Source organism: Sphingopyxis terrae subsp. terrae NBRC 15098, assembly GCF_001598815.1.
In the GTDB taxonomy this organism is placed as follows: domain Bacteria; phylum Pseudomonadota; class Alphaproteobacteria; order Sphingomonadales; family Sphingomonadaceae; genus Sphingopyxis; species Sphingopyxis terrae.
Genome location: NZ_BCZQ01000021.1, coordinates 71,343 through 92,054 on the forward strand (window position 1 = coordinate 71,343; position 20,712 = coordinate 92,054).

Consider the following 20,712-nt stretch of genomic DNA (forward strand, 5'->3'; position numbering starts at 1 on the left):
CGCCGCTCAGGACAGCATGGCCATGCCGCCGTTCACGTGCAAGGTCTGTCCGGTGACATAGCCCGCTTCTCTCGACGCGAGATAGACAACGGCGGCGGCGATATCGCTCCCCTCGCCCATGCGGCCCGCGGGGATGCGCTGGTTGAGCGCTTCCTTCTGCGCATCGGGCAAATCGTCGGTCATCGCAGTGGCGATGAAACCGGGAGCGACGCAATTGGCAGTGACGCCCCGGCTCGCCAGTTCCTGCGCCAAGGCCTTGGTCATGCCGGTCACGCCCGCCTTCGACGCGGCATAGTTCGCCTGCCCCGGATTGCCGGTGGCTCCGACGACGCTGGTGATCGAGATGATGCGGCCGAAGCGCGCCTTCATCATCGGCTTGGCGGCAGCGCGCGCGAGGCGGAAATTGGCCTCGAGATTGATGCGGATGACGTCCATCCACTCTTCGTCCTTCATCCGCATGATCAGATTGTCGCGCGTCACGCCCGCGTTATTGACGAGGATATCGAGCTGACCAAGCGCCTCGACCGCGGCGGGCACGAGTGCGTCAACCGCCGCGGCATCGCCCAGGTTGCACGGGAGCGCGACATGATCGCCGCCCAGGCTATCGCGAAAGGCATTCAGCTTGTCGGCATTGGAACCCGACACCGCAAGCCGCGCGCCCTGCGCCGCAAGCGCCCGCGCGATCGCGGACCCGATGCCGCCACTGGCGCCGGTAACAAGGGCGGTCATGCCGGTAAGATCAAACATATTATTCTCCTGGAATCGGTATTCAGAGTGTCTTGAGCAATGCCTCGATGTCGTCCATCGATATCACGCTCACCGTCTCCACATCACCCGATGCGCTGCGCTTGACCATCGGGCCGAGCACCTTGCCGCCGAATTCGACGAACTGTGTCACCCCGATTTCTTCCATGGCGCCGACGCTTTCGCGCCAGCGGACACGGCCCGTCACCTGTTCGACGAGCAGGTTGCTGATGGTATCGGCATCGCTCACCGGACTGGCGGTGACGTTCGCGATCACCGGCACCAGCGGCGCCGTCGGCGGGTTGGCTCCCAGCGCCTCGGCCATCGCATCGGCGGCGGGCTGCATCAACGGGCAGTGGAAGGGTGCGGACACCGGCAGCAATACGCCGCGCTTGATGCCATAATTCTTCACCATCGCCACGGCGCGCTCGACTGCGCCCTTGTGGCCCGAGATGACGACCTGCGACGGGTCATTGTCGTTGGCAACCGTGCAGACCTCGCCCTCGGCCGCGGCGTCGGCGAGCTTCTGCGCAGTGTCGATGTCGGCGCCGAGCAGCGCCGCCATTGCGCCGACCCCGACGGGGACCGCCGCCTGCATCGCCTGCCCGCGCGTTTTCAGAAGCCGCGCAGTCGTCGCCAGGTCAAAGGCACCGGCAGCGCACAGCGCGCTATATTCGCCGAGGCTGTGGCCCGCGACATAAGCGGCCTTGCCCGACAGCGTCACGCCGCCGTCCCGTTCGAGCACGCGCAGCGTGGCGATCGCGTTCGCCATGATCGCGGGCTGGGCGTTTTCGGTCAGCGTAAGCTGATCTTCCGGCCCTTCGCTCATCAGCTTGAAAAGATGCTGGCCGAGCGCCTCGTCGACCTCCTGAAACACCTCGCGCGCATGCGCCGACGCCTCGGCGAGCGTCTTGCCCATGCCCACGGCCTGGCTGCCCTGACCCGGAAAGATGAATGCGCGCATGACCTAGCCCCTTCTCGTCGGCCCCGCGAAGACGGGGGGCCGCTGTCGTTTTACACCTTGCCGTCGGACCAGGCCGACGACGGCCCTCGCCTTCGCGGGGGCGACGGAAAGTGCCGCGCCTATTCGCTCACCCCGCGCGATGCAAGCCGAAGGGCACGACCTTGTTGGCGGCGTCATGGCCGATGTCGGCGCGGCCAAGCCAGGAAATGCCGGTGCGCGCGCACCAGTCCTGCGCGATTTCCTCGACCTCCATTCCGAACGGCCGGTCATTTGCGGGAATGTCGCTGACGCGTCCTAGCCGGATGCCCGCCAGACCGCGCGGCGCCAGACAGGTCGTGACATGAAAAAAGGTGCGGTCGAAGGCGTAGAGATATTCGCTCACCTCCTCGACGATCAGCACATGCCCCGAAAGATCTGGCTCGAGCGGGGTGCCGAGCAGCATCGACAACGTCATCAGGTTGAACGCGGCATGGCGCGCGCCGTGGAACAAGCCGGGTTCGCAGGCCGCCGGATCGCGCGCGACGAGCCAGTCGAGCGCCCGCGTCACCGCCGCTTCACCGCCTTCGCGCCGGATGTCGGCGACCATCGGGCCGTGCGCGACATGATCGAAGCCCTCGCGGTACAGGCAGCCGAGCAGATTGCCCTGATCCGAATAGCCGAGATAGGCCTTGTGGCGCGCCGCCTCGCCCATGGCGGGGACGGCATCCTCGGCGATGCGGCAGGCACCATAGCCGCCGCGCGCGAACCAGATCGCGTCGATGTCGGGGCGGTTCGCCATCGCCACCAGCGCTTCGCGCCGCACCGCATCGGCGCCCGCAAAATGCCCGTGAACGACAAAGCATTGCGGATCGAACACCAGTTCGACCTCGGGATAGCCCAGCGCCGCAATGGCCCGCACCGCTTCCGCATCGTCGGGAAGAATGGGGGTGGAGGGGGCAATGATGCCTATGCGCATGACTTGAAATAACCCAACGATCCGTTCGCATCGAGCGAAGTCGAGATGCCCCTCGGCCTTGCGCCAGTTGCAAACCCTTCGCCAACGCCATATCGCGCCGGCATGGCCGAAAACAAATCCTATTTCTTCTGCGGCATCGGCGGATCGGGGATGCTGCCGCTCGCGATGATTGTCGCGGCGCGCGGCGCGGCGGTCGCGGGGTCCGATCGCAGCCGCGATCAGGGTCGCAGCGCCGACAAGTTTCACTGGATCGAAAGCCGCGGCATTGCGCTATTCCCGCAGGATGGCAGCGGCGTTGCCGCCGGGCAGACGCTCGTCGCGTCGGCGGCGGTCGAGGACAGCGTGCCCGACGTCGCGGCGGCAAACCGGCTTGGCCTGCCGCGCCTGACGCGCGCCGAACTCAACGCGGCCCTGTTCAACGAAGCGGGCCGCGCGGTCGGCGTCGGCGGGACGAGCGGCAAGTCGACCGTCACCGGCATGATCGGCTGGATCCTCGATCGCGCGGGCGCCAATCCCACCGTGATGAACGGCGCGGTAATGCGCCATTTCGCCGACGATCAAACCCCCTTCGCTAGCGCACTCGTCGGCGATACCGCGACCTATGTCAGCGAAGTCGACGAAAGCGATGGGTCGATCGCCCTCTACCAGCCCGACGTCGCGGTCGTCACCAACATCAGTCTCGACCACAAGAGCCTTGCCGAACTGCACAGCCTGTTCGGCGATTTCGCGGCCAAGGCGCGCGTTGCCGTGGTCAACGCCGACGATCCCGAATCGGCGCCGCTGCTGGCGGGAGGAAACGTCCTGCGCTTTGGATTTTCGGAGAGCGCCGCGATGCGCGGCAGCGACTTCGAGGCGCTTCCCGACGGGTGCCGCTTCAAGGTCCATTTCGCCGGCGACACCCACGCGGCGGTGCTGCGGATGCCCGGCCGACACAATGCCGCCAATGCGCTCGCCGCAATCGCCGCCGCGCGCGCGCTCAACATTCCGGTCGCCCGCTCGGTCGAGGCGCTCGCCGACTTCGCCGGGCTCGCGCGCCGGTACGAGGTGCTCGGCCAGGCGAACGGCGTCACCGTGATCGACGATTTCGCGCATAATCCCGACAAGGTCGCCGCGACGCTCGCCGCCGTCGCTGAGCTTGCCGGCCGCGCCTTGCTCTTCTTCCAGCCGCACGGCTATGGCCCGCTCCGCCAGATGGGGCGCGAGCTTGCCGCCAGCTTTGCGCGCGGCATGCGTCCCGGTGACCGGCTCTTCGTCTGCGATCCCGTCTATTTCGGCGGCACCGTGGATCGCAGCATCGGAAGCGAAACGCTCGTCGCCGACATCGTCGCGCGCGGCGGCGACGCCGTCCATGTGCCGGTGCGCGCCGATTGCGGTACAACAATGGTTCAGGAATCGGCGCCCGGCGATCGCATCCTGATCCTCGGCGCGCGCGATGATACGCTTACCGAATTCGGGCGTGAATTGCTGGAAAAGCTTGCATAGCGCGCTTGATTAATCCCCGCGAATCTGTATAGGCGCGCTCATTCGGGGCGAGGCCACGTTGCCATCGCCCCGTTTGCTTTGCACCAATACGCAAAGCCGGACGACAGCCGGAGGGGTTTCGCGATTGGCGCGAAATCAGCGATCGGCCAAATCGAAGGACGCAAGCCATGCCGTTTTACGAGCATGTTTTTATCGCGCGTCAGGATCTGAGCCAGGCTCAGGTCGATGCGCTTGCCGAAGGCATCACGAACATCGTGACCGAATTTAAGGGTCAGGTCCACAAGACCGAAACCTGGGGCCTGAAGCAGCTCGCCTACAAGATCGCGAAGAACCGCAAGGGTCATTACGCGATGCTGTCGGTCGAAGCGCCGGGCGAAGCCGTCGCCGAAATCGAACGCCAGGCGGCAATCAACGAAGACATCATCCGCTGGATGACCATCAAGGTCGACGAACTCGAAAAGGGTCCGTCGGTAATGATGCGGAAGCAGGAACGTCGGGGCGGCCGTGGCCGTGACCGCGACGGCGAAGAATAAGGAAAACGACCATGGCACGACCCTTTTTCCGTCGCCGCAAGACCTGCCCCTTCAGCGCGAAGGACGCACCGGTCATCGATTACAAGGACGTCCGCCTGCTCCAGGGTTACCTGTCGGAGCGCGGCAAGATCGTCCCGTCGCGGATCACCGCGGTGTCCACCAAGAAGCAGCGCGAGCTGGCGAAGGCGATCAAGCGCGCCCGTCACATCGGCCTGCTCCCCTACATTGTGAAGTAAGGAGCGCGGACCGATGGAAATCATCCTGCTCGAACGCATCGAGAAACTGGGCGGTATCGGCGACGTCGTCACCGTCAAGAACGGCTTTGCCCGCAACTATCTGCTGCCCAACAACAAGGCCCTGCGCGCGAACGAAGCCAACAAGAAGCTCTTCGAAGCCAACCGCGCGAAGATCGAATCGGACAACGCCGACCGCCGCGCCGCGGCAGAAGGCCGCGCGAAGGACATCGACGGCAAGCAGGTCGTCCTGATCCGTCAGGCGTCGAACACTGGCCAGCTTTACGGTTCGGTTTCGGTGCGAGACATCCTCGACGCGCTGATCGAAGACGGTGCGGCGAACCTGACCAAGGCGATGTTCGAACTCGAACGTCCGATCAAGTCGCTCGGCCTGTTCGACGTCAAGGTGAAGCTGCATCCCGAAGTCGCGGTTACCGTGGGCGTCAACGTCGCCCGCTCGCCGGACGAAGCCGAAATGCAGAAGCAGGGCATCGACGTCATCGCCGCCATGTTCGAAGAAGAACAGGCTGCGGCGGCTGCGGTTGCTCTCGAACCCGACAGCGAAGACGAATTCGACGACGCCACGCCGCCGTCGGACGCTCCGGCCGCAGAAGCGCCGGCCGCTGACGAGGACGAAGACGCTTAACGCATCTTCGGCTCGCACGAAACAAAAGGCCTCGGAACCACGGCGGTTCCGGGGCCTTTTTCGTGCGCGGGCTATTTCGGGAGACCGGCTTTGGGGTGGGAGCCTGCGCCGGGATGACGATGGAAGAAAAGTCGGCCAACCTCCACAATCGGTCGCTGTCCGCCCTCAGCGTTCAAGCATCAACCATCGCATGATACTCCGCTTCCGCAAGGAAGCGTTCGGCGTCGAGTGCGGCCATGCAGCCCATACCCGCCGCGGTGATCGCCTGGCGATACACCTTGTCGGTCACGTCACCCGCCGCGAAGACGCCCGGCACCGCGGTCAGCGACGTGCCCGGCGTCACCGCAAGATAGCCGTCGGCGTCGAGCGGCAGCTTGCCCTTGAACAATTCGGTCGAGGGGCTGTGGCCGATGGCGACGAAGCCGCCGTCGGTGCGCTCGTGGCTCGCCTCGCCCGTTACCGTGTCGATCAGGTCGACTCCAACCAGCCCCGCCGTCCCTTCGCCCGCGACGAAGCGATCGACCTTCTTGTTCCAGAGCACCTTGATCTTCGGATTGGCGTGCAACCGGTCCTGCAGGATCTTTTCGGCGCGCAGGGTGTCGCGACGGTGGATCAGCGTCACGTCGTCGCTATGATTGGTCAGATACAGTGCCTCTTCGACCGCGGTATTGCCGCCGCCGATCACCACCACCTTTTTGCCGCGATAGAAAAATCCGTCGCAGGTCGCGCAGGCCGAAACGCCCTTGCCGCCCAATTCCTGTTCGCCGGGAACGCCCAGCCATTTCGCCTGCGCGCCGGTCGCGATCACCAGCGTTTCGGCGACATAGACGTCGCCGCCGTCGCCGGTCAGGCGGAACGGCCGCTGCGACAGATCGACGTCGACGATGGTGTCCCAGATCATGCTGGCGCCGACATGCGTCGCCTGCGCCGTCATCTGCTCCATCAGCCACGGACCCTGGATGACTTCGGCAAAGCCGGGATAGTTTTCGACGTCGGTGGTGATCGTCAACTGCCCGCCCGGCTGCAACCCCTGCACCACGATCGGCTGCATCCCGGCGCGCGCCGCATAGATGGCGGCCGAAAGCCCCGCGGGGCCGGAACCGAGGATCAGCATCTTGGTGTGGTGCGTGGTGGGCATGACGGTCTTTCGTGGCTGGCGACTATAAAGGAGCACGCTCAGATGGGTGTTGCCAATCGCGCTAGCAAGGGACAGGCTGCACGCCAAGGGGAGAGACGGGAATGGCGAGTTGGTGGGAACGTCATGGAGTGCCGCGGCTGATCAAATGCGCCTGCTCGCAGGGGCAGATCATGAAGGCGCGCAGCAAGGTGGTGCCGGCGGCGGCGGGCGATGTGCTGGAGCTTGGTTGCGGCGGCGGCATCAATATGGAATTTTACGATTGGAACCGGGTGACGCGCTTCACCGGGCTCGATCCGTCGCCCGAACTGCTCGCGATGAGCCGCGCGGCGGCGCAGGCGCGCGGCATCGCGGCGACGATCGAAGGCGGCGTCGGTGAAGCGATGCCCTTCGAGAGCGGCCGATTCGAAACCGTCGTCACCACCTTCACCCTCTGTTCGGTGCACGATCAGGCGGCGGTGCTGGCCGAAATCCGCCGCGTGCTCAAACCGGGCGGAACCGCCTTGTTTCTGGAACATGGCCGCGCCCCCGACGCCGGGGTCGCGCGCTGGCAACGGCGGATCGAGCCCGTCTGGAAACGCATCGGCGGCAATTGCCATCTGACGCGGCCGATCGCCGACGCCTATGCGGGCGCGGGCTTTGCGGTGGAACGGCAGGCGGCACATTATATGCCCAAAACCCCTCGCCCTTTCGGCTGGGTCGAATATGGAACCGCGCGCGCTCCCGCCTGATGACCGGACGCAGCAATTCCTTAATATGGGCCGCCTAGACTTGGGGGTGAAGGATCGGATTCGCGTGCGTCATCAATACCCTCTACCGCTGCATCACAGCTGGCCGCTTTTCGAGCGGGGACATCATTTCGATCTGGGCTGGGTCGACCGGCGATCGATCCGTCCGCCGGGCCGCACGCCAGCGACGGACGACGACGACGCTGCTGCGGTCATGGAGCGCCACGGCGTCGGCAGTTGGACCTGCGACCTTGCCGACGATCATCTTGTCTGGTCCGACACAGTCTATGACATCTTCGGCCTGCCGCGCGGCGTCGAAGTTGCGCGCAGTGATGCCGTCGCGCTCTATCGCGAGGAATCGCGCGCCGCGATGGAAAGACTGCGCGCGTACGCGATTACCCATCGTCGCGGCTTCACCCTTGATGTCGCAATCGAAGCGTCGCGGCGCAAACCACGCTGGGTCCGTCTGATCGCCGCACCGGTTTGTGAGGACGACCGCGTGGTTGCGCTGAACGGCTTCAAATATCTGATCGGCGCGTAGGCCAAGCCGGATTCCCGTTCCGGCATGGCCACGCCCGGTGCCTACCCCCGAAACCCGCTTCATAGACGGGCAATTACCGCCGCCCTTCCCTAACATGTCGGATTAACTTACAGTTTACCATAAGCTGGTGGCGGCGAATCCCCGATTTGCGCCACTGGCACATCCCTTGCTTCGGATGGTGGCGATGCTGAAGAAAATCGGACGGCTGTTTATCATCAAGACCAGGTTCGAGGCCTGCCTGATCATCTATGCGTTGGCGGCGGGTGCCATGGCGCGCGGAACAGCCTATCTCCATGAATTTCCGGGGTACGGCGGCCAGTTGCTGCTCGTCGCGTGCAGCGGCTCGGTATTTCTTGCTGGCGCCAAAATCTTCGACTGCCTGCGCTACGAACAGGCCGAAAGGCGGGCCACCGAGCCACCCGCCGGCTAGGGTCAGGAAACTGGCGAGGCGCTTCCGTCCACGTCCAAAACATGCCAAAGCCATGGGCATGAGCAGGATCAGCGGCCGCCCGGTCATCGGCACCGAACATCTTTATGGCCTCGCACTTCGCACGGCGCGCTGGCGTAAAGGCAGCACCGGGGTGCCGTTGCTGTTCCTCAACGGGATTGGCGCCGACATCGCCGCCGCGGCACCGCTGCTTGCGCAGATACATGGGCGCGAGGTGTGGACGCTCGACATGCCCGGCGTCGGCGGGTCGCCCGACGCAATCCTTCCCTATACCGCCCCGACAATGGCCGCGATCGTGATGGAGATTGCCGAACGCTTCGGTCACCCGCAGCTCGACCTTGCCGGCTTCAGCTGGGGCGGTGCGTTGGCGCAGCAGATCGCGGTGCAATTTCCGGCGCGCATCCGGCGCATGATCCTGATGGCAACGACGCCGAGCGTGGGGGCGCCGGGAATCGGCTGGGCCGCACTGCTCGACGACGACATGCTGGCGAGCGGACTGAAGCTTCCCACCGCAACGCCGCTTGGCCTGGCCTATCAGGCGATGGCGATGGCCGGCTGGACCAGTGCGCCTATGCTGCCGCAGCTCAAGAACATGCCGACGCTGATCCTGATGGGGCGGCGCGACGGCGTCGTGCCGGCGGCGCACGGCCAGGCGATCGCCGACCTGATCGACGGCGCGATACTGGAAGTCGTGCCAGGGTCGCACCTTTTCCCCTTCACCCACGCCGCGAACACGGCGGCGCGGATCAGCGCTTTTCTGGAGCAGCCGGCAGAGGCGACGGCGGAGCAAGCCGCCGCGTAAGGAAATCCGCGATCGTCATCGCGGTGGCGTCGGGCGCTTCCTCCATCGGCAGATGGCCGACATCGTCGAGCAGAACGACCTCCGATCCCGCAATCCGGTCGTGAAAGGTTAGCGCGGCGCTCGGGTTGATCAGCCGGTCCTGCTTGCCGAAAAGGATGAGCGCCGGCACCTTTATCTCGCCGATCCGGTCGGCCATCGCGGGCTCGCTGTCGAGCGTGGCGCGCAGCGCCGTCGCCTCGCGATTGCCCGGAAAGCGGAGCAACTCCCAATAGCGGTCGACCATCGCATCATCGACGATGCCGGTTTTCGCGACCGATTGACGGAGCGACTTTTCGACCAGCGAGCGCGGCGTGATCTGTCCGGCGAGCCAGCGTCCGACCGGATTTTTGAGAAGCCGGAAGCCGAGATTTGATTCGGGCGCCTTTTCGCCTTTTCGCAGCGGCATGCCCGCCGCATCGAGCAACAGGAGCGCATCGACGCGTCCCGGCTCGGCGAGCGCATAGCGCCACGCCACCCAGCCGCCCATCGAATTGCCGCCCAGGATGAAATGATCGAGGCCGAGCTTGGCCGCCACCACATCAACCGCGGCAATCATCCCCGCAGCGCTGTAATCCTTGTCGGGCGTGCCGCCGGTCAGGCCATGCCCCGGCAGATCGAGCGTCACGATCCGGTAATCGCCGCCGAGCCTTTTGACGAGCGGTTCCCACGTCTGGAGGCTGCTGTTCGACCCGTGGAGCAGCACGATGGCGCGGCCGTCGCGCCTGCCCTGATCGCGATAATGGATTCGCTGCCCTGCCGGCCCCGCCGCGAAGCTCGCGTCGGGGCCGCCATATTTGGCGATCATGGCATCGCGGTCGGCGTCGGGCGTGCGCAGCGCAAGGAAGATCGCGGCGATGACGAGCAACACCGCCAGCGGGATGAGCACCCGCTTGCGGCGGAAGAGCGGCCGCCGCGGCGGCAGTGGTTCATATTCGTCGTCGTCGATCATCGTCCGTCCCCTCGACCCGCGCGCAAACCTAGCGTGCCGGGGGCGGGCGTCAACCGACCCGCTTCACCGATCCCTTGTGCGCCCCGACCCCGCCGCGCGGACGAAAGCGACGCTTGCGCTGCGGCTGTGCGCCGTCGCCGGCCGCTGCCTCGCGGCGCGGGCCGCGATGGCCGCCGTCGCGCGAACCGCCCTCGCCATGCCCCTTGCGGCGCTGCGCATCGTCGCGCTGGCGCTGCGGGTCACGACCCTTGCTGCCGGTGTCGCGCGGCGGCTGTGCCGGCTTGGGCAGATTGCGAACCATCTCGCCGAAATTGTCGGGCAGCTTCGCCGGCTCGGCCTTGGTCCGCGTCACGCGTTCGATATCGCGCAGATAGGGGCGCTCGTCAGGCGCGACAAAGCTGATCGCAACACCCTCCGCTCCGGCGCGCGCCGTGCGGCCGATGCGGTGAACATATTGTTCGGGGACGTTCGGGATCTCGAAATTGATCACATGGCTGACCCCCGACACGTCGATGCCGCGCGCCGCAATGTCGGTCGCGACGAGCAAACGGACCTGACCCGAACGGAACGCCTGCAGCGCGGTCGTGCGCTGCGCCTGGCTCTTGTTGCCGTGGATCGCAAAGGCCTCGATGCCCGCGCCCTTTAAATGGCGGACGACGCGATCGGCGCCGTGCTTCGTGCGCGTAAAGATCAGGGCGCGGTCGATGTCCTCGCTACGCAGCACATGGTGGAGAAGCGCCTGCTTTTCCTTCTGCTCGACGAAGGTCACGCGCTGGCGAATCTTTTCGGCAGTCGTCGCCTGCGGCGCGACCGACACGGTGACCGGATCGTTCAGGAACTGATCGGCAAGGCCCGCAATCTCCTTCGGCATCGTCGCCGAGAAGAAGAGATTCTGGCGCCGCGACGGCAGCAGCTTGGCAACACGGCGCAGCGAATGGATGAAGCCCATGTCCATCATCTGGTCGGCTTCATCGAGGACGAAGATTTCGACATCGTCCATGCGCAGCGCGCGCTGATCGATCAGGTCGAGCAGGCGGCCCGGGGTGGCGACGAGAATATCGACTCCCTGCGCAAGGTCACGAATCTGCTTGTTGATCGGCACGCCGCCGAACACGGTCGAAACGCGCAGCTTGGTGAAACGACCATAGTCGCGGCAGCTCTGCGCAATCTGCGCCGCGAGCTCGCGCGTCGGCGCCAGCACCAGCATGCGGCAGCCGCGCGGATTGGCGCGATGCGGATAGGTCAGCAGATGGTGGATCGACGGCAGCGAGAAACCGGCCGTCTTGCCAGTACCCGTCTGCGCGATGCCACACAGATCGCGGCCCTTCATTAGCGGCGGGATCGCCTGCGTCTGGATCGGGGTCGGGGTTGTATAATCCTTGGCGGCAAGCGCGCGATTGATGTCGGCGTGCAGGCCAAAGTCGTTGAAACTTGTCATAACATACTCACAATGGGCGACGCGCGCAGCGCCCGTTCGCATCGAACGGACGGCGCACGGCCGCGGGTTCGAAACGACCCGCGTGAAAGGGTGCCTCAAGGGACAAAGCGCGGTGCCGGCTCGTCCCGCGCTGGCGGCCTTTACGGCGCCTCGGGCGGGAAAATCACGCTGCCGGTGGTTGCGGCGGTGAAGTCCGCCATGCTGCGCTGCACAAGCATATGGCGAATATTACGCGAAATTGCAAGATGATTGCTCGGGCCGGGATTGCCCCCCTCGCCAGTTCGTGCTGATCTTGTTCCTGCAAGACCGAATGAAGGGGAGAGCGGGAGCGCCATGCCGGAAAAGATTATCGTCATCGACGAAGGCACGACATCGACCCGCGCCATGCTTTTCGACGCGAGCGGCACGCCGCTCGGCAGCGCGCAGCGCGAGTTTCGCCAGCATTATCCGGGCCCCGGCCTCGTCGAACATGATGCCGAGGAAATATGGCAGGCGACCCTCGCGTGCACGCGCACGATGATCGACAAGGCCGGTGGCGCGGCCAATATCGCCGCGATCGGCATCACCAACCAGCGCGAAACGATCGTGTTCTGGGACCGGACGACCGGCCGGCCGCTCGCCCCCGCAATCGTGTGGCAGGATCGGCGGACCGCCGCCGATTGCGCGAAGCTCAAGGAGGCCGGGCACGAACCGGCGGTGCAGGCCAAGAGCGGCCTGCTGCTCGATCCCTACTTTTCCGGCAGCAAGATCGGCTGGGCGCTGCGCAACTGGCCGCAGTTGGCCCCGGCGGGCGATCGGCTCGCCGTCGGGACGATCGAATCCTATCTCGTCTATCGCCTGACCGGCGGCGCGCATGTGACCGACGCGACCAATGCCTCACGCACGCTGTTGATGGCGATCGACGGCGACGGGGGCTGGGACGGCGGCCTGTGCGACCTGTTCGGCGTTCCCATGCGACTGCTGCCCGAAATCGTCGATTGCACCGCAACGGTCGGCACCACCGACCCGGAGCTGTTCGGCGGCGCGATCCCGATTGCGGGGATGGCGGGCGACCAACAGGCGGCAACGATCGGCCAGGCCTGTCTGGACCCGGGACAGACCAAGGCAACCTTCGGCACCGGCGCCTTCATCCTGTCGGCGAGCGGCACGGAACGGCCGCATTCGGCCAACCGGCTGCTCGCGACCATATTGGTTCAGGAAAACGGGCGCCGCAGCTATGCGCTCGAAGGATCGGTATTCGTGGCGGGAAGCCTGATAAAGTGGCTCCGTGACGGCCTCGGCCTGCTTGCGAACGCAGGTGAGAGCGAGGCGCTGGCCCGCTCGGTTCCGGATAATGGCGGTGTCTATCTGGTCCCCGCGCTTGCAGGACTGGGTGCACCGCACTGGCGACCCGATGCGCTCGCTGCGATATCGGGGCTGAGTTTCGCGAGTGGCAAGGCGCATGTCGCCCGCGCCGCGCTGGAAGCGCAGGCCTATCAGGCGCATGATCTGAAAGCCGCCTTCGCGGCCGATGGCGTCGATTGGGCCGATCTGCGGATCGACGGCGGCATGGCGGCGAACGACTGGATGGCGCAGGATCTGGCCGATATGCTCGCCTTGATCGTCGAGCGACCCGAATTTGTCGAAAGCACCGCCCTCGGCGCCGCGATGCTGGCTGCCTGTGGCGCCGGACTCTACCCCGACCTCGCCACCGCAGCGGGGACGATGCGCGGGCGTGCGACACGCTTCATCCCGGCGTTGAACGACGCGCAACGCAAAACGCGCCTTGCCGGCTGGCAAAGCGCGCTCGCGAAAATCTTGACCTGATCTTCGCCCCCGACTTCGCGGGGGCGACGTCGATCAGCGCTTGAGGGTAAGGCCACCGAAGCGCTTGTTGAACTTGGCGACCTGGCCGCCCTGATCGAGCAGGCGCTGGTTGCCGCCGGTCCACGCCGGGTGCGCGGTGGGGTCGATTTCGAGCGTCATCACGTCACCTTCGCTGCCCCAGGTCGAGCGCGTCTGATATTCGGTGCCGTCGGTCATCTTGACCGTGATCATGTGATAGGCCGGATGGATGTCTTTTTTCATGTCTTAAGCTCCTGTGCCGCTGGTTTCCGACCAGCGGCGTGAGTCGGTACGATCCCCGCAGGGGGCCGCGAAGCGGCTGCCCCTAACGACGAACGGAAGGAATTGCAACCCGCCGCATGGCCGGGCGGGCGCGTATCATTCAATCGCTCGGCGGATCGGCGATCATTGCGGTGAACTGGCATTCGGTTGCCAGTTGATCGCCCAGCATCGCCCGGCCTTCGAACTTGCAGATGTTCCGCTTGGTCTGCAGGATCGTGACATGCAGGTCGAGCAGATGGCCCGGCTCCACGGGTTTGCGGAACTTAACCCCGTCGATCCCCATGAAATAGACGAGCTTGCCCGATCCCGCGAGGCCCAGTGATTCGATCGCGAGCACCCCGCCCGCCTGCGCCAGCGCCTCGATAATGAGGACACCGGGCATGATCGGCCGGCCGGGGAAATGACCCTGGAAAAAGGGCTCGTTGATCGTGACCGCCTTCACCGCATGGATGCTGATGTCGCGGATCATCGATTCGACGCGGTCGACGAGCAGCATCGGGTAACGATGCGGAAGCAGACTCAGGATCCGGCGGATATCCGCCGGACCCATCGTCTTGTCATCGCTGTCGGTCATGCGCGCTTAGCGGGTGACCGGCGGCGTGCCGCCCGACGCGGCCGGCTGGGTCGCCGCGGCGGCGCGTGCCTGGTCCATCGCCTGCTGGTTCTTCTGCTGCACGAGCTGGCCGGGCTTGTAACCCGCCGGCGGCGTGATCGACACGTTCGGCAGAATGCGGTTAAGTTCGGTAACGACCGCATCGGTGATGTCGGTGCTCGGGTCGCGCGCCAGCACGGCGTCGGGCTGCAGCAGCAGGTCGACCTTCTTGGCGGTCATCGCGGCGCGGATCGCCTCGTTCATGCGAACGCTGATCTGATCCTCAACATAGGCGATCGCGAGGTCGACAGGTTCGCCGATCTTGTTAAGCTCGGCGGAAGCCGACTGGCGCTTGTCCTGCACGGCCTTGGCAGCGGCCTGGAGCGCAGCCTGATTCTGCGGCGTCTTCTTCGCTTCTTCATTATATTTCGCCACCAGCACGTTCAGTTCGGCCTGCAGCGTCTGACCGCGGGTTTCCTGCTGGTCGATCTGCGCCTTGTAGGTCGTCTGGATCTGCTGCGATGCGACAGTGAAGGCGTTCGAACGCGAGGCCGCAACGCGAACGTCGGCGAGCGCGACCGATTTTGCCTGTGCAATGGCCGGAGCCGACAGAAGCGGCGAAACCGAAAGCGCGGCAATGGCGAGCGCCGAAGCGGCAATAATTTTCTTCATCAGAATTGTGTTCCTACATTGAATGAGAAGCGTTTCGTATCGTCACCCTCTTCTTTGCGGAGGGCGTAAGCGAAGTCGATCCGGAAAGGACCAAACGGAGAGTTCCAGTTGACGCCGGCGCCGATCGCCACACGCGGTTTCCAGCTGTCGCCCAGATAGCGTTCCTCGAACGGTGCCAAGGGGACATAACCATTCTCGAGCTCGCAGGTCGAGTAAATCGTGGTGCCGGTCGTCAGTGTCGCGAATTTCGTATCCCCGGTCGAGGCGTTGCGGCACTTGTATTTCGTCAAATTATCTGACGGATCCTTGAAATCGGCAAGCGTAGTCAGCGTCGGCCGCTTCACACCCCAGACCGAACCAAAGTCAAGGAACACCGAAGGCCGAAGTCCCAGCTCCTTCGCGCCGCTCCCGAGCGGGATATCGACTTCGAAGCGCCCCTTATAATAGGCGCGACCACCCAGAGCATCGTCAACACGCGCATTATTCGACGTGTCGAGGATCGGGTTCGCCGGATCAATCACGTTGACATTACCATAGCGCACGACGCGCGGGCCGACGCCGCGGATGTCAAACCCGCGCAATTGCGGTTCGCCGAGGAAAAAGCGGTCCGTCAGGCGCACCTTGTCGCTGTTCGGGCTTGGTGCGCTGCCGAGCGGATAGATGTAACCGCCTTCGGCAGAGATATTCAGAATGAGCTGGCCGCTGAGCCTGAAATGCTTGCTCGCCGTTGCGGTCGTCCGGACATATCGAACACTGCCGCCAAGCCCGGCAAAATCCTGTCCCAGCGTGAAGGACTGACCGCGCGTCGGGCGCAGGCGATTGTCGCGATCGTCATAGGCGATGGTGTAACCGACCAGCGACGTCGTGCGCTTGCCGATCGCGTCGCAAAGATAGCGGCCGGCGATCAGCGGGTCGCAGTTTCCGCCGAAATAATAGAGATTCTTGTCGAGCGTCACATCGTCTAGATTGAGGCTATAACGACCGAACACCGACATGAATTCGGTAAGCGGAACACCCATATTGACCTGGAAGCCCGTCGTAACCTGCTGGAAGGTCGTCTGGCGGTTGTTGTTGATGAAGTTGAACGAGTTGAGGTCACGGCGATAGATGCTGCCGCCGAGCGAGATATTGCGGTCGAACAGATAGGGTTCGGTGAAGCCAAGCTCGACCGACTTCGAATAGCTCGAATAATTGACCGACGCCTGAAGCTGCTGGCCGAGACCGCGGAAGTTGCGCTGGCGGATCGACGCCTGGAGCAGAAAATTCTCGATCGACGAGAAACCGGCCGAAAGCGACAATTCGCCCGTCGGCTTTTCCTCGACATTGGTTTCGAGGATGATGCGATCGGGGGTCGAGCCTTCCTTGCGCTCGATCTCCAACTTGTCCTGGAAATAGCCAAGGCTGTTCAGGCGGTTCTCGGTGCGCTTGACGCCGAAGCTGTTGAAGGCGTCGCCTTCGTTAAGGCGAAACTCGCGGCGCACCACCTTGTCATGCGTCAGCGTGTTGCCGTTGACGTCGATGCGCTCGACATAGGTGCGTGGGCTTTCGCCGACGTCGAAAGTGATCGCCATCGTCCGCGTTTCGGGATCGCGGCGGAATTGGGGATTGATGTCAGCGAAGGCATAGCCGAAGAGGCCGGCGGTTTCGCTCAGGCTTTCCACTGTATCTTCCACAAGCTTGGCGTCGTACCAGTCGCCCGTCTTCATCGGCAGCAGGCGCTTCAGCGTCTCCGGCTTGAAGTCGCGCAGCTGGCTCTTCACGTCGATGTCGCCGAATTTGTAGCGCTCGCCTTCCTCCACCACATAGGTGATGATGAAGTCCTGCTTGTTGCTGGTCAGCTCCGCCACCGCCGAAATCACGCGGAAGTCGGCATAGCCGTGCTGGAGATAGAAGAGGCGCAGCTTCTGCTGGTCATAGGCCAGACGATCGGGATCGTAGGTCGTGTTCGACGACAGGATATTGCCGAGGCTGGCCTGCTTCGTCGCCATTTCGCCGCGCAGTTCGCCGTCGCTGAACTGTTCGTTGCCGATGATGTTGATCTGGCGGACCTTCGACTTCGGCCCTTCGTCGATCTCGAACACCACATCGACGCGGTTCTGATCGAGCTGGACCATCTTGGGGTCGACGGTCGCGGCGAAGCGGCCCTGCCGCTTGTAGAGTTCGATGATGCGCGCGACGTCGGCGCGGACCTTCGAGCGGGTGAAAATCTGACGCGGCGCAAGCTTGATCTCGGGCCGGATCTTGTCTTCCTTCAGCCGCTTGTTGCCTTCGAGGATGACGCGGTTGATGACGGGGTTTTCCGTCACCTGGATCGTCAGCGCGCCATTGTCGTCGCTGATCTGATAATCCTTGAACAATTCGGTCGACGCCAGATCCTTGAGTGCCTGGTCGAGTACCGAACGGTCATAGGGCTGCCCCACGCGCAGGCGCAGATAGGAGAGGATCGTCTGCGCCTCGAGCCGCTGGTTGCCGACGACGGTGATCGTCTTGATCGTCGCCGCGGTCGGTGCCGCCTCGGTCGGCGGAACGGGCAGCGTCGATGTCACCGGCGGCGGGGCGACCTGAGCCAGCGCCGCAACCGGCCACGCCAGCATCGACCCGGTCAAAAGCACCGCGGTCAGTCGCGTCCGTGCCGAAAATTTCTGTGAAGCCACACCGTTCATCCCGCAAAAATCCGTATCCCTGCGCCCAGGCCCCGCTCCGGCCCAAGTGCGCGCTCTCCCTGCCTTAGTCTGGCTATCCAATCAAGCGGGCGATCCTGTCCCAAACGCCAATTGAGCCCAAATCGTTGAAAGTCACGACCAGCATCAACGTTACGATCACCGCAAAACCGAATCTGAACGCCCACTCCTGCGCCTGCGGCGGCGCCGGCCGCCGCCGAATTGCTTCATAGCCGTAGAAAAGCAGATGGCCACCATCGAGCATGGGCAATGGCAACAGATTTATGAACCCCAGATTGATGGAAACGAACGCGACGAAGAAGATCAGGCTGGAAAGCCCCAGCGTCGCCATCTCGCCCGATTGTTTCGCGATCTTGAGCGGGCCGCCCATTTCCTTGACCGACCGCTGCCCGGTGAGGAATTGCCCCAATATATCCCCAGTCAACCGCACGATACCCCAGGTCTGGGCCGCGCCAGCCTGAACGGCCGCGAGCGGATTGACAGGTTCCAAGGCAATCTCACCCGATCGGATGCCGATCACCGCGCGTTCGCCCTTGTTGCCGAAGCGATCGGTTTCGGTGATGACGCGCGGCCGCAGCAGCACATCGATGCGTTCGCCGCCGCGCTGGATCGCAAGCTCGGCGGGTTTGCCAAGGTCGAAGGCCACGGCCATCGGAATGTCGTCGAATTTCTCGATCGCGCCGCCGTTGATCGCCACGATCCGGTCGCCGACCCGCAGATCGGCGGCTTCGGCCGCGCTGCCCGGCTCCACCGCGCCAACGACGGGGGGCGTCGTCGGCACGCCATAAGCCATGTTGAAGGCGGCAAAGATCGCGATGGCGAACAGGAAGTTGGTCACCGGCCCCGCGAGCACGATGAGAGCGCGTTTCCAGACCGGCTGCGCGGGAAAGCTGTGCGAGCGTTCTTCGGCGGGCATATTGTGCCAGTTGGCGTCGGGCTGGCTCACCGCATCGCGGTCGCCCGCGAACTGGACATAGCCGCCGAGCGGCAGCCAGCCAATCTTCCATTCGGTGCCGCGCTTGTCGGTCCAGCCGAGGATCTTGCGCCCGAAACCGATCGAAAAGGTGTCGGCTTTCACCCCGCACCAGCGGCCGACGATGTAATGGCCATATTCGTGCACGAACACGAGCGGGCCGAGCACGACCAGAAACGCAAGAATGGTGAACAGGAAACCGGGCGACTCAAGCATGTTCGAGTTGGTCCACAAAATGCTGCGCGGCCGCGCGGGATGCGGCGTCGACGCTGAATATGTCCTGAAGCGCACCCGGCACGGCGGGCGCATCGGCATCGAGGACGCGCTTTACCGTGTCGATGATTGCCGGAAAGGATATCCGCCCCGCAAGGAAGGCGGCGACCGCCACCTCGTTGGCGGCGTTGAGCTGCGCCGGCCGCGCGCCGCCCTCGGCGATCGCGGCGCGGCACAGCGCCGTTGCCGGAAAGCGTGCTTCGTCGGGCGCTTCGAAATCGAGCCGCGCGATCGCGGCAAGATCGAGCGGCGCGCACGGCGTCGCCATGCGCTGCGGCCAGGCGAGCGCGCTCGCGATCGGAATGCGCATATCGGGCGATCCAAGCTGCGCCAGCGTCGAACAATCGACATATTCGACAAGGCTGTGGATCACCGATTGCGGGTGAACGAGGATTTCGATCCGGTCGAGGCCGACGGGAAAGAGATGATGCGCCTCGATCAGTTCGAGGCCCTTGTTCATCATCGTCGCCGAATCGACGCTGATCTTGGCGCCCATCGACCAATTGGGATGCGCGACCGCCTGCGCCGGGGTGACGCGCGCCATCGCCTCGGCCGACATGGTGCGGAACGGGCCGCCGCTCGCGGTCAGAATGATGCGTCGCACCTGATCAAGGCGCCCGCCCGCCAGGCACTGAAAAATCGCATTATGTTCGGAATCGACCGGCAGGATCGTCGCGCCGGACCGCTGCGCCGCCGCGATCATCAACTCGCCCGCCGACACCAGCGATTCCTTGTTCGCGAGCGCCACGTCGCACCCGGCTTCGATCGCCGCCATCGTAGGCGCGAGCCCGGCGGTACCGACAATCGCGGCGAGTACGAGATCGGCCGGCAACCGCGCAGCGTCGACCAATGCGTCGGCGCCCGCCGCCACGCCGATATGCGTGTCCGCCAGCGCCGTCTTGAGTTCGTCATGACGCGCGGGATCGCCGATCACGGCGACTTCGGGGGTGAACTCGCGCGCCAGACGCGCCAGTTCGGCAACGTCGCTGTTGGCGCTGAGCACGACGATCTGCCATGCATCGCGGTCGCGGCGTACGAGGTCGAGGGCCGATTGCCCGACCGAACCCGTTGCGCCAAAGACCGAGAGGCGGCGCATGTCAGCCGGCCGCCCGGACCGCGATCTGGCCCGCGACGGCGAGCGCACCGAGAATGAGCGCGACCGGCAGCAGGCCGTCGACGCGGTCGAAAATGCCGCCATGCCCCGGAATCAGCTTGCCCGAATCCTTGACCCCGGCGCGGCGTTTCATCCAGCTTTCGCCAAGGTCGCCGAGCTGCGCGAGGAGGCCCATGAACAGGCCGATCCACAGCGGGACACCGATAATCTGGCCGCGGTCGCCGATCGTCGCACTGGCGATCAACGCCGCGATCATGCCGCCGACGAGCCCCGACCAGGTTTTCGAAGGGCTGATCGTCGGCGCGAGCCGCGCGCCGCCAAAGGCGCGTCCGGCAAAATAGGCGCCGATGTCGGTCGCCCAGACCATGCCGAACACCCACAGCGCCGCCGTCATCCCCAGATTCTGCCGGATATACCAGAGCCCACCGATCGCCCCGATGACGAGCAGCAATCCGAGCGCCGAGAAGGCCGCCTTGCCGCCGCTGCCGAGCCCCATCGCGCGGACGAGCTGGAACCATTCGACCAGCAGCAGCGCGCCGCCGACGAGCAGGAGCAGGCCGAAGGCGATGCCGCCGAACCACAGAGCGGTGCCGGCGATCGCGAACAGGATGATCGCCGACCCGATGCGCACCCACAGATCCGACTTAGCTGCGCCCGCCATGCC

Annotated in this window: 22 protein-coding genes; 9 read left to right on the forward strand and 13 right to left on the reverse strand. The window is 64.8% G+C overall.

The window, feature by feature from the left end; genetic code table 11:
- Positions 1-6: 6 nt before the first annotated feature.
- From fabG to STE01S_RS14060, 3 genes are all read right to left on the reverse strand, one after another.
- Positions 7-747: a 3-oxoacyl-[acyl-carrier-protein] reductase gene (gene fabG / locus STE01S_RS14050; RefSeq protein ID WP_062768722.1), complete on the reverse strand. Its 741-nt coding sequence runs from the start codon at positions 745-747 to the stop codon at positions 7-9.
- Positions 748-769: 22 nt separating this feature from the next.
- Positions 770-1,708, reverse strand: coding sequence for an ACP S-malonyltransferase (fabD, locus tag STE01S_RS14055; protein WP_062768725.1), 939 nt, complete (start codon positions 1,706-1,708; stop codon positions 770-772).
- A 127-nt stretch (positions 1,709-1,835) separates the two neighbouring features.
- Positions 1,836-2,663 (reverse strand): LD-carboxypeptidase, encoded by an 828-nt coding sequence (locus tag STE01S_RS14060; protein WP_062768728.1) that lies wholly within the window; start codon positions 2,661-2,663, stop codon positions 1,836-1,838.
- Between the two features lie 102 nt (positions 2,664-2,765).
- Here STE01S_RS14060 and STE01S_RS14065 point away from each other — a divergent pair, with 102 nt between their 5' ends.
- The 4 genes from STE01S_RS14065 to rplI all read left to right on the forward strand — a co-directional run bounded on the left by STE01S_RS14065 (position 2,766) and on the right by rplI (position 5,557).
- Entirely contained in the window at positions 2,766-4,145 is a 1,380-nt protein-coding gene (locus tag STE01S_RS14065; RefSeq protein ID WP_062768731.1) for a Mur ligase family protein, read from the forward strand.
- Between the two features lie 167 nt (positions 4,146-4,312).
- Positions 4,313-4,678, forward strand: a complete 366-nt coding sequence (gene rpsF, locus STE01S_RS14070) for a 30S ribosomal protein S6 (RefSeq protein WP_003040085.1) — start codon at positions 4,313-4,315, stop codon at positions 4,676-4,678.
- An 11-nt stretch (positions 4,679-4,689) separates the two neighbouring features.
- The gene (rpsR, locus tag STE01S_RS14075) at positions 4,690-4,914 is read left to right on the forward strand and encodes a 30S ribosomal protein S18 (RefSeq protein WP_003040094.1); all 225 of its coding nucleotides are present in this window, start codon (positions 4,690-4,692) and stop codon (positions 4,912-4,914) included.
- Between the two features lie 13 nt (positions 4,915-4,927).
- Positions 4,928-5,557 (forward strand): 50S ribosomal protein L9, encoded by a 630-nt coding sequence (gene rplI, locus STE01S_RS14080; RefSeq protein ID WP_003040099.1) that lies wholly within the window; start codon positions 4,928-4,930, stop codon positions 5,555-5,557.
- A 172-nt stretch (positions 5,558-5,729) separates the two neighbouring features.
- Here the strand turns inward: rplI and trxB are convergent, their stop codons facing one another.
- The gene (gene trxB / locus STE01S_RS14085) at positions 5,730-6,695 is read right to left on the reverse strand and encodes a thioredoxin-disulfide reductase (RefSeq protein ID WP_062768733.1); all 966 of its coding nucleotides are present in this window, start codon (positions 6,693-6,695) and stop codon (positions 5,730-5,732) included.
- A gap of 101 nt (positions 6,696-6,796) precedes the next feature.
- Here trxB and STE01S_RS14090 point away from each other — a divergent pair, with 101 nt between their 5' ends.
- From STE01S_RS14090 to STE01S_RS14105, 4 genes are all read left to right on the forward strand, one after another.
- Positions 6,797-7,423 (forward strand): class I SAM-dependent methyltransferase, encoded by a 627-nt coding sequence (locus STE01S_RS14090; protein WP_062768736.1) that lies wholly within the window; start codon positions 6,797-6,799, stop codon positions 7,421-7,423.
- 64 nt (positions 7,424-7,487) lie between these two features.
- Positions 7,488-7,961 (forward strand): hypothetical protein, encoded by a 474-nt coding sequence (locus tag STE01S_RS14095; RefSeq protein ID WP_003040108.1) that lies wholly within the window; start codon positions 7,488-7,490, stop codon positions 7,959-7,961.
- Between the two features lie 184 nt (positions 7,962-8,145).
- Positions 8,146-8,391, forward strand: coding sequence for a hypothetical protein (locus tag STE01S_RS14100; protein ID WP_040589328.1), 246 nt, complete (start codon positions 8,146-8,148; stop codon positions 8,389-8,391).
- A 58-nt stretch (positions 8,392-8,449) separates the two neighbouring features.
- Entirely contained in the window at positions 8,450-9,211 is a 762-nt protein-coding gene (locus STE01S_RS14105; RefSeq protein WP_255265963.1) for an alpha/beta fold hydrolase, read from the forward strand.
- Here STE01S_RS14105 and STE01S_RS14110 read toward each other — a convergent pair.
- The gene (locus STE01S_RS14110; RefSeq protein WP_062768741.1) at positions 9,156-10,199 is read right to left on the reverse strand and encodes an alpha/beta fold hydrolase; all 1,044 of its coding nucleotides are present in this window, start codon (positions 10,197-10,199) and stop codon (positions 9,156-9,158) included. The two genes, STE01S_RS14105 and STE01S_RS14110, sit on opposite strands and share 56 nt — an antisense overlap.
- Positions 10,200-10,248: 49 nt before the next feature.
- On the reverse strand, positions 10,249-11,637 hold the full coding sequence (locus STE01S_RS14115; protein ID WP_062768744.1) for a DEAD/DEAH box helicase: 1,389 nt from the start codon (positions 11,635-11,637) through the stop codon (positions 10,249-10,251).
- Between the two features lie 333 nt (positions 11,638-11,970).
- Between STE01S_RS14115 and STE01S_RS14120 the strand changes: the two genes are divergently transcribed.
- Positions 11,971-13,443: a glycerol kinase gene (locus tag STE01S_RS14120; RefSeq protein WP_062768747.1), complete on the forward strand. Its 1,473-nt coding sequence runs from the start codon at positions 11,971-11,973 to the stop codon at positions 13,441-13,443.
- A gap of 33 nt (positions 13,444-13,476) precedes the next feature.
- On the opposite strand, the gene rpmE is transcribed toward STE01S_RS14120, so the two are convergent.
- The 7 genes from rpmE to STE01S_RS14155 form a co-directional block, all read right to left on the reverse strand.
- On the reverse strand, positions 13,477-13,704 hold the full coding sequence (gene rpmE, locus STE01S_RS14125; protein WP_003040127.1) for a 50S ribosomal protein L31: 228 nt from the start codon (positions 13,702-13,704) through the stop codon (positions 13,477-13,479).
- Between the two features lie 139 nt (positions 13,705-13,843).
- Positions 13,844-14,317, reverse strand: coding sequence for a 3-hydroxyacyl-ACP dehydratase FabZ (gene fabZ / locus STE01S_RS14130; protein WP_062768750.1), 474 nt, complete (start codon positions 14,315-14,317; stop codon positions 13,844-13,846).
- A gap of 6 nt (positions 14,318-14,323) precedes the next feature.
- Positions 14,324-15,007, reverse strand: a complete 684-nt coding sequence (locus STE01S_RS14135; protein ID WP_062768753.1) for an OmpH family outer membrane protein — start codon at positions 15,005-15,007, stop codon at positions 14,324-14,326.
- Positions 15,007-17,670, reverse strand: coding sequence for an outer membrane protein assembly factor BamA (bamA, locus tag STE01S_RS14140; protein WP_062768756.1), 2,664 nt, complete (start codon positions 17,668-17,670; stop codon positions 15,007-15,009). Before bamA ends, STE01S_RS14135 begins: the two co-directional genes overlap by 1 nt.
- A 73-nt stretch (positions 17,671-17,743) precedes the next feature.
- Entirely contained in the window at positions 17,744-18,877 is a 1,134-nt protein-coding gene (gene rseP, locus STE01S_RS14145) for an RIP metalloprotease RseP (RefSeq protein ID WP_003040139.1), read from the reverse strand.
- On the reverse strand, positions 18,870-20,030 hold the full coding sequence (locus tag STE01S_RS14150) for a 1-deoxy-D-xylulose-5-phosphate reductoisomerase (RefSeq protein ID WP_058812615.1): 1,161 nt from the start codon (positions 20,028-20,030) through the stop codon (positions 18,870-18,872). The genes rseP and STE01S_RS14150 overlap by 8 nt, the downstream gene beginning before the upstream one ends.
- A gap of 1 nt (position 20,031) precedes the next feature.
- On the reverse strand, positions 20,032-20,709 hold the full coding sequence (locus STE01S_RS14155; protein ID WP_003040145.1) for a phosphatidate cytidylyltransferase: 678 nt from the start codon (positions 20,707-20,709) through the stop codon (positions 20,032-20,034).
- Between the last annotated feature and the right edge of the window lie 3 nt (positions 20,710-20,712).

Excerpts from the sequence above, each read along its gene's own strand:
- fabG (WP_062768722.1), bottom strand. The coding sequence starts at position 747 with ATGTTTGATCTTACCGGCATGACCGCCCTTGTTACCGGCGCCAGTGGC.
- fabD (WP_062768725.1), bottom strand. The coding sequence starts at position 1,708 with ATGCGCGCATTCATCTTTCCGGGTCAGGGCAGCCAGGCCGTGGGCATG.
- STE01S_RS14060 (WP_062768728.1), bottom strand. The coding sequence starts at position 2,663 with ATGCGCATAGGCATCATTGCCCCCTCCACCCCCATTCTTCCCGACGAT.
- STE01S_RS14065 (WP_062768731.1), top strand. The coding sequence starts at position 2,766 with ATGGCCGAAAACAAATCCTATTTCTTCTGCGGCATCGGCGGATCGGGG.
- rpsF (WP_003040085.1), top strand. The coding sequence starts at position 4,313 with ATGCCGTTTTACGAGCATGTTTTTATCGCGCGTCAGGATCTGAGCCAG.
- rpsR (WP_003040094.1), top strand. The coding sequence starts at position 4,690 with ATGGCACGACCCTTTTTCCGTCGCCGCAAGACCTGCCCCTTCAGCGCG.
- rplI (WP_003040099.1), top strand. The coding sequence starts at position 4,928 with ATGGAAATCATCCTGCTCGAACGCATCGAGAAACTGGGCGGTATCGGC.
- trxB (WP_062768733.1), bottom strand. The coding sequence starts at position 6,695 with ATGCCCACCACGCACCACACCAAGATGCTGATCCTCGGTTCCGGCCCC.
- STE01S_RS14090 (WP_062768736.1), top strand. The coding sequence starts at position 6,797 with ATGGCGAGTTGGTGGGAACGTCATGGAGTGCCGCGGCTGATCAAATGC.
- STE01S_RS14100 (WP_040589328.1), top strand. The coding sequence starts at position 8,146 with ATGCTGAAGAAAATCGGACGGCTGTTTATCATCAAGACCAGGTTCGAG.
- STE01S_RS14105 (WP_255265963.1), top strand. The coding sequence starts at position 8,450 with ATGAGCAGGATCAGCGGCCGCCCGGTCATCGGCACCGAACATCTTTAT.
- STE01S_RS14110 (WP_062768741.1), bottom strand. The coding sequence starts at position 10,199 with ATGATCGACGACGACGAATATGAACCACTGCCGCCGCGGCGGCCGCTC.
- STE01S_RS14115 (WP_062768744.1), bottom strand. The coding sequence starts at position 11,637 with ATGACAAGTTTCAACGACTTTGGCCTGCACGCCGACATCAATCGCGCG.
- STE01S_RS14120 (WP_062768747.1), top strand. The coding sequence starts at position 11,971 with ATGCCGGAAAAGATTATCGTCATCGACGAAGGCACGACATCGACCCGC.
- rpmE (WP_003040127.1), bottom strand. The coding sequence starts at position 13,704 with ATGAAAAAAGACATCCATCCGGCCTATCACATGATCACGGTCAAGATG.
- fabZ (WP_062768750.1), bottom strand. The coding sequence starts at position 14,317 with ATGACCGACAGCGATGACAAGACGATGGGTCCGGCGGATATCCGCCGG.
- STE01S_RS14135 (WP_062768753.1), bottom strand. The coding sequence starts at position 15,007 with ATGAAGAAAATTATTGCCGCTTCGGCGCTCGCCATTGCCGCGCTTTCG.
- bamA (WP_062768756.1), bottom strand. The coding sequence starts at position 17,670 with ATGAACGGTGTGGCTTCACAGAAATTTTCGGCACGGACGCGACTGACC.
- rseP (WP_003040139.1), bottom strand. The coding sequence starts at position 18,877 with ATGCTTGAGTCGCCCGGTTTCCTGTTCACCATTCTTGCGTTTCTGGTC.
- STE01S_RS14150 (WP_058812615.1), bottom strand. The coding sequence starts at position 20,030 with ATGCGCCGCCTCTCGGTCTTTGGCGCAACGGGTTCGGTCGGGCAATCG.
- STE01S_RS14155 (WP_003040145.1), bottom strand. The coding sequence starts at position 20,709 with ATGGCGGGCGCAGCTAAGTCGGATCTGTGGGTGCGCATCGGGTCGGCG.